Here is a 7,099-nt window from a genome sequence, read left to right as displayed (position 1 = left end):
GTCAGGCAGACCATGACGAGTTCGCAACCCGATACGGCCTCCGCGATGGTGTTCTGGGGCTCTGCCCCGGCGAGCGTCTCCGGAAGATCGAAGGTGGTGCGGTTCCAGACCCTGATCTCGTGACCGGCTTTGAGGAGATTGTGAACCATCCCCTGGCCCATGGTTCCGAGCCCGATATAGGCAATTTTCATCGCGTCCTCCTTCAAAACGGGGTGTCTGCCCGGACGCGGCGATTGGCGCCCGGGCTCAATGGCGGGCCTAAGCCTGCGGTATTTTCAGCCGGCGCGGACCGTTGCCGTCATCGACTGGATGATGAACAGGCCGACAGTCGCGCCGGCATCCTGCAGACCTTTCGATTTCTCCTGGAATGCGGCGGCCTTGCCGTGCTGGGCGACCATGGTCTTGGTGTTTTCCAACGCGTCGCTCGCGGCCTCGACGGCTTTGGTCATCGCTTCCGGCAGGGGTAAATCCCGCGCGGTCGAGGTTTCAAGGCTCGAGGCGATCGGCTCCAGCACATCGACGACCGTCTTGTCGCCGGGCTTGGCCTTGCCGCGCTGGGCGACGCCGTCGCAGTAGGCGCGCCAGAAGGCGGCCATTTCCGCAGTGCCGATGGCGTCCACGCCGTCCAGCGCCTTGCTGGCGCGCAGAAAGCCCGTGGCCATCAATGTACCCATTGTCGAAGGTGCAGCCTTGGCCATCGCCATGCCGGCGTCTTTCAGGTAGGTGGCTATGGCGGGTTCGGTTTCGGCGGCGACGGCTTCATGGGCAGCGGCGAAGGCTTTGCTCATCGTGAGCCCCAGATCGCTGTCGCCCACCTTGCCGTCAAGTGCGATCAGAAAATCGCGCTTGTCCGCGAAGAAGGCGGCGAGGCCGGCGAAGACGTCGACCATATGTTCGGTGTTGATCTGATCCATGATAACCTCCGTCAGCCCTTGAGGCGGGTAAAGAACGGCGTGTTGGCAGCTGCGCCGATCAGCCGGTCGAGCTCGTCGTCGAGCTTCGTCAGCGAGATCGAGGCGCCTGCCATTTCCATGGCCGTCGCATATTCGCCGATGAAGACGTGCTTTGCGGTGATGTTGCGCTCTGACAGGCGTTGAGCAACACGACGGTAGAGGATGTAGAGCTCCTCGCGGGGGGTGCCGCCAAGACCGTTGACCAGAATGGCGACATCGCCACTTTCATAAAGATTCTCGGCAAACAGACGCTCCATCAGGGCGTCGACCACATCATCGGCGGGTTCGAGGGCGCGGCGGCTGATGCCCGGCTCGCCGTGAATGCCCATGCCGATTTCCATTTCGTTCTCGCCGATCTCGAATGTGGCATGGCCGATTTCCGGCACGATGCAGCTTGACAGCGCGACGCCCATCGTACGGGTGTTGAGGCGTGCCTTATCGGCAATGCGGGTGACCTCGTCGAGGTCGAGGCCTTCCGCCGCTGCGGCGCCCGCGGCCTTGTAGACGAAGAAAATGCCGGCCACGCCACGTCGCTTGTGCTCTTCCCCGATCACGGAGGATGCCGCATCGTCATTGCCAACGACCGAGGTCACGCGGATGTCTTCGAATTCCGCAAGTTCGGCCGCCATGTCGAAGTTGATGATATCGCCGGTATAATTGCCGTAGATATAGAGAACGCCGGCACCCTGATCGATATATTTGGTGACTTCGAGCATCTGTTCTGCGCTTGGGGATTGGAATACGCCGCCGACGGCGCAACCATCCAGCATGCCATCGCCCACATAGCCAAGGAACAAAGGCAGATGACCGGATCCGCCGCCGGTCGCGATGCCGACCTTGCCGGGTTTCGGCGTTGCCGTCACCAGGCAGTGCCTGTCGTTTGCGGCATAGGTCACGGCCGGATGGGCCAGATAGATGCCCTCCAGCATTTCCTCGACGACGTTTTCCGGTTTGTTGATGAATTTTTTCATGGGACCACACTTTCCTGAGAACTAGGCATTACGACTTTCGCTGCTGCGCCATGAAGAACGCGGCCGCGAGAAGAATGAAGAAACCGATGACGAAACGCTGCCAGGTGCTGGGGATGCCGACCATGACGAGCACGTTGTTCAAGACAGTGACCAGCAGCACGCCGAGGATCGTTCCCAGCACCGTGCCGGTACCGCCCGTGATGCGGGCGCCACCGAGGACGACGGCGGCAATCACGCTGATTTCGCTGCCGACCAGGTCGAAGGGATTGGCGAGGCGGTTGCTTGATACATGGATGATGCCGGCAAGCCCGGCCAGTGCGCCGGCATAACCGAACAGAAAGAGCTGCACCGTTTTCAGATTGTATCCCAGCCGCTCGGCGATGGCGCTGTTGCCGCCGATTGCAAAGATTGCGCGACCCATCAAGGTTCTGTTCAGGATCCACCAGGTGAGAATGGCGGCAGCGGGCAGAGCGAGGAAGTAGATCGGTAGCGTTATGACCGCGCCGTTGGCGTTGGTAAACTGGAGCAGCGGCGCCCGGCCGAATTCGATCATCTGTGGCGGCAGATCCATGATCCAGACCGTGCCGATGAAGGCGAGCAGGATGCCGCGAAACAGATATTGCGTTCCGATGGTGATGATTAGCGATGGCACCCGCAGGTGATAGGCAAGTATGCCGTTCACGAAACCGAGCAGCATGCCGCCGATTGTGGCGATGAGCACGATGAGTGGCATGGGCATGCCGGGAAAATGGTTCACGGTGAAAAGCGTGACCGAATACATCGACAGGGCGGCAATTGCGGTGAAGGACACATCGATGCCGCCGGCCGCCAGAATGACGAACACACCGAGCGCGAACAGTCCCATCACGACGCTGGCGCGTCCGATATCGATCAGCGACGACGCCTGAAGAAAGTTCGGATTGATTCCAGCGACGATCGCGCAGATTGCCACCAGCAACGCGAGCGTGATCAGCTCGGGATGGTTCTTCAGGAAGTGATTGAAGCTGAAGCCGCCTTCGGCAACCTTCTGCTGCGCCTTGCTGCGTTCCATTTCGACGGATGTCATTGCGCCACCTCCGGTTCGGGTGCCGTCATCGTGCGGTAGAGAATGTCTTCATCGGCGGCTTCGGCATCGTAACTCTTGACCACCTTGCCGCCGAACATGACGAGGATGCGGTCGCAGTTCTGCAGGAGTTCCGGCAGATCGTCACTGACCACAATCAGGCCCATGCCCGCCTCTGCGAGCGACTGGATGGCGCGGTAGATTGTGTCTTTCGACCCGACATCGACGCCCACTGTCGGCCCGTGCAGGACCAGAAGCTTGGGCAGGATCGACAGCCAGCGCCCGATGAGGACCCTCTGCTGATTTCCGCCGGACAACGAGCCGACGGGCATGTCGATATCGCGCGTGTTCAACCGCATCTGGCTGGAAAGGTCTTCAGCGAGCGCACGCCCTTTCTGGCTATCGATCACGCCGAACCTGTTTGCAAGGCGCGCGACCACGAGAGCGATCTCGTTGTCGAGAATGGATTTTTCCAGAAACAAGCCTTCATCGAGCCGGTCCTCTGGCACATAGCCGATGCCGTGGCGGATGGAGTCGGATGGACGGCGGATATGAAGTTCTTCGCCGTCAAGTCTCAGCGTCCCGCCCGTTGCCGGATGCACGCCGGAGATGGCCATGGCAAGCTCGTTGCGGCCCGAATCCGCCAGACCGGTAATGCCGAGAATTTCGCCCTTTCTGAGGGACAGGTTCACATTCTCGAAGCCTCTGCCCGAAAGGCGGTCGGTGGACAGGAGTTCATCCGGCTGCGGCTTGGCCGCGCGGTAGCGGATCGCCTCGATCTCGCGCCCGGTCATCAGCTCGGAAATTTGCGATTTGGTAAAATTGTCCAGCGGACCCTGGGCCACGGATTCGCCGTCGCGGAATATGATGGCCTGACCGCCGATCCGGTAGCATTCATCGAGCTTGTGGGTCACAAACAGGACGGCGATATTGTCGTTTCGCAGCCTGTTGACCACGGTGATCAGCTTTTCGACCTCGCGCCGCGTCAGCGATGTCGTCGGTTCGTCCATGATCACCAGCTTGGCGTTGGTGGCAATGGCGCGGGCAATCGCAACCAGCTGCCTCTGCGCCAGCGGCAGGTCCGAAACGACGGTCGACAGGAAGGCGCGTGTGGTCGGCAATTCGACGGCTTCGAGCGCACGCGTTGCCGTTTCGCGCAGTCGCGACCGGTCGAAACGGCGCGCCAGCCGCCCGCCGCCCATGACGAGCTGTTCGCTGAGGGCGACATTTTCAGCCACGTTCAGATTGGGAATGAGAGAGAGGTCCTGATAGACCGTCTCGATACCGGCGCTCAGAGACTGGATCGGCGTAAGCATCTCGTACTTGCCGCCATCCAGGATGATTTCGCCTTCACTCGGCGCGATCGCGCCGGACATGACCTTGATAACCGTGCTCTTGCCGCAGCCGTTTTCGCCGAGAAGATGATAGGCTTCGCCAAGACGGATCGACATGTCGACGCCGCGCAGCGCATGCACACCACCATAGCGCTTGTGAATGCCGCGCAGTTCCAGAAAAAGCTCTCCTGACGAGGATGGTTCTGACACGCTCGCACTCCTTCTTCGATTGATCATGATGCCTGCAGAAAGCCAGGCTTCGCGTGGCCGGGGCGCTTGAAAAGCGCCCCGGCCTGCTCGGGAGGTCAGCAGATCAGAAGTAGACGTCCTTGTAGGTGTCCTTGTCGGCAAGGACCATGCCATTGCCGATGGCGAGAAGGCCGTCGCCGGCGCCCTTGGTGACGGTGATGCTGTGATAGCCGTCGACACCGAGATCCATGCCGTCAACGATTTCCTCGCCGGCCAGCAGTTTCTGCGCGGCCGCGTTCATCGCCATGCCGGCCTTCATCGGATCCCAGAACCCGATCGCCGTGATGGCGCCCGATTCCAGATAGGGCGCGGACGGGGCGGGCAGACCGGTGCCGACAAGGCATACCTTGCCGGCAAGACCGGCTTCCTCGATGGCACGGCCGACGCCGAGAACGTCGTTGCCGGCAGAAGTCTGGAAACCCTTGATGTCAGGATATTTACGCAGGATTTCCTTGGCCTTCTCGTAGGTGCCGTTGGCATCGTCGAAGGATTCATTGTTCGGATCGACAAGCTGCATGCCGGGGTACTTCTCGGCGTTTTTCTCACCTGCTCCCACCCACTGCATATGGGTGCGGCTGCCTAGCGAGCCGACGAAGGTCGTCCACTTGCCTTCGCCGCCCATGCATTCGGCAAGGCGTTCGTTAAGCGCGGTGCCGTAGCTGTCGTTATCGAAGGCTTCGATGTCGACCATGGTATTGCGCTGGTTGTCGGCCTCGTGGGTGACGACGATAACGCCGCGGTCCATAGCCCGCTTCAGCGTACCCTCGATGACGACCGGGTCCATCGGCACGACGGCAAGAGCGTCGACGCCCTTGGCGATCAGGTCCTGGATGATCTGGAGCTGCTGCGCCGCGTCGGCAGTCGCCGGGCCGTAGCCTTCGGCGACGACTTCGGGATGCTCCGACTGATATTCCTCGACACCCGTATTCATGCGATCGAACCACGGAATGCCGCTAATCTTGAAGACGGTGGCGATAACGGGTTTGTCGTCCTGTGCGGTTGCCAGGCCGGTTGCTCCCGCAAGCGCGGTTGCAGCCATCAGGGTGGCGACAGCAACTTTCTTGAAATGCTTTCTCATTTTTTCCTCCAATTTTCCCTCCATCCTTCAACCGTCCACCCGAGGGGATGCGGACGGCCAGAGCTCCTCGATATTGGGCGTAAAGCGATGCTGCTGAAGCCTGTATCGTCTGAGACGGGGCGTGTTTGCGACCCGTATCCGTTTGGGTCAGCGTCGACCTCCCGGGAACAGAAAGCCAACCAGATCGTGGCGACCGATGATCAGGAAGGCGAGGAGCAACGCACCCCAGGCAAAATCCCTGACGAAATTCGAGAGACCGCCGAAATTCAGAAGGCTTGACATGAGCTGCAACGCAATTGCCGACAGGACAACGCAGATGATGCGTCCATACCCACCCTGCGGGCGGACCCCTGCCATGACTGCCACGAGGATGGCGATCAGCAGATATGACGTGCCGTAGTCCCATTTCACGTTGACATTGCGTGCGGCGATGATGACCCCGGCAATGCCGGCGAGCAGACCGCTCAGCGTGTAGGTCGTCGTGATCACCGCGCGCTTGGGAAAACCGGCGAATGTCGCGGCCTTGAGGTTCGAACCGCCGAGCATCAACCACTTGCCATAGGGGGTATAGCGCACGGCAAGCCCGATTACCGTTGCGACGGCGATGAAGATGATGAAGCCGATTGGCACGGCAAAGATGAAGCCATTGCCGATATTGTAAAGCGGATCCGGGCTGCCGACGGTCACCGCACGCCCTCCCGAGACGATCACGGCCAGGCCGGTGAAGGCCATCTGTGTTCCGAGCGTACAAAGGATCGGCGTAATGCCGACAAACGAAATCAGAAGCCCGTTGATCAACCCGCCAAGGCAGCCAACAAGAACGGCGATCAGCGCAAATGTGGTGGTGAACATTACCGGCTGATCATAGGGATCAAGAAAGCTCGTCACGATGATGGCCGAAACCACACCGGCGAGATTGGCAAGCGAGATGCCAGAAAGGTCGATACCGCCATTGCCCGCGCACATGGCAAGCGCAACGCCGATCGCCAGAAGGCCGATCTCGGGGACCTGTGTCGCCATCGATTGCAGATTGAAAAGCGAGAGAAAGGTGCCGCCCGAAATCAGGGCGCCGATTGCCAACAGTGCCAGGTTCATGACCGCGAGCACGAGCAACTGACCATCCAGCCGACGCATTAGCACCTCCCGTTTACTAAATCGCCTTAACTTTACTAAACGCTAGCAGACAGGTCGCAGGCTATCAAGAGGAAAAATCGCGTTAATTCGATGTTTTTGTCTTCTCAGGAGCGGAGAAATGGCCTAATTTCGGAATAAAATTTACTAAACAATGTGCGCAAATATAATAAGGTTGCAACCTGAGCGCCAACCGGCAATTTTGAGAATATGAAAACCAAGACCATTCCCACGATTCGCGACATTGCAGCTGCCTCAGGTGTGTCAGCTGCGACAGTTTCCCTTGTGCTGAACGGCAAGGGAGAGATTTCGGAAGCGAC

8 protein-coding genes are annotated in these 7,099 nt (G+C 59.8%); 1 reads left to right on the top strand and 7 read right to left on the bottom strand.

Annotated features, from left to right (window positions below; genetic code table 11):
- The 7 genes from EDC90_RS20245 to EDC90_RS20215 all read right to left on the bottom strand — a co-directional run.
- The coding region (locus EDC90_RS20245) for an NAD(P)-binding domain-containing protein (RefSeq protein WP_165972920.1) at positions 1-191 on the bottom strand (191 nt) is incomplete at its 3' end.
- 84 nt (positions 192-275) lie between these two features.
- Entirely contained in the window at positions 276-914 is a 639-nt protein-coding gene (locus tag EDC90_RS20240; protein ID WP_132314326.1) for a dihydroxyacetone kinase subunit L, read from the bottom strand.
- 11 nt (positions 915-925) lie between these two features.
- Positions 926-1,924, bottom strand: a complete 999-nt coding sequence (locus EDC90_RS20235; protein WP_132314325.1) for a dihydroxyacetone kinase subunit DhaK — start codon at positions 1,922-1,924, stop codon at positions 926-928.
- A gap of 28 nt (positions 1,925-1,952) precedes the next feature.
- The gene (locus EDC90_RS20230; protein WP_132314327.1) at positions 1,953-2,975 is read right to left on the bottom strand and encodes an ABC transporter permease; all 1,023 of its coding nucleotides are present in this window, start codon (positions 2,973-2,975) and stop codon (positions 1,953-1,955) included.
- An 11-nt stretch (positions 2,976-2,986) separates the two neighbouring features.
- Positions 2,987-4,558, bottom strand: coding sequence for a sugar ABC transporter ATP-binding protein (locus tag EDC90_RS20225; protein ID WP_132314324.1), 1,572 nt, complete (start codon positions 4,556-4,558; stop codon positions 2,987-2,989).
- Positions 4,559-4,634: 76 nt separating this feature from the next.
- Complete coding sequence (locus EDC90_RS20220; RefSeq protein ID WP_132314323.1) at positions 4,635-5,648, bottom strand: substrate-binding domain-containing protein; 1,014 nt, start codon at positions 5,646-5,648, stop codon at positions 4,635-4,637.
- Positions 5,649-5,795: 147 nt separating this feature from the next.
- Positions 5,796-6,782 (bottom strand): ABC transporter permease, encoded by a 987-nt coding sequence (locus tag EDC90_RS20215; RefSeq protein ID WP_132314322.1) that lies wholly within the window; start codon positions 6,780-6,782, stop codon positions 5,796-5,798.
- Between the two features lie 207 nt (positions 6,783-6,989).
- Here EDC90_RS20215 and EDC90_RS20210 point away from each other — a divergent pair.
- The coding region (locus EDC90_RS20210) for a LacI family DNA-binding transcriptional regulator (RefSeq protein WP_132314321.1) at positions 6,990-7,099 on the top strand (110 nt) is incomplete at its 3' end.

The sequence above is a fragment of the Martelella mediterranea genome (assembly GCF_004342225.1).
Taxonomy (GTDB): Bacteria; Pseudomonadota; Alphaproteobacteria; order Rhizobiales; family Rhizobiaceae; genus Martelella; species Martelella mediterranea_B.
This window is presented reverse-complemented; position numbering and strand designations above follow the sequence as displayed.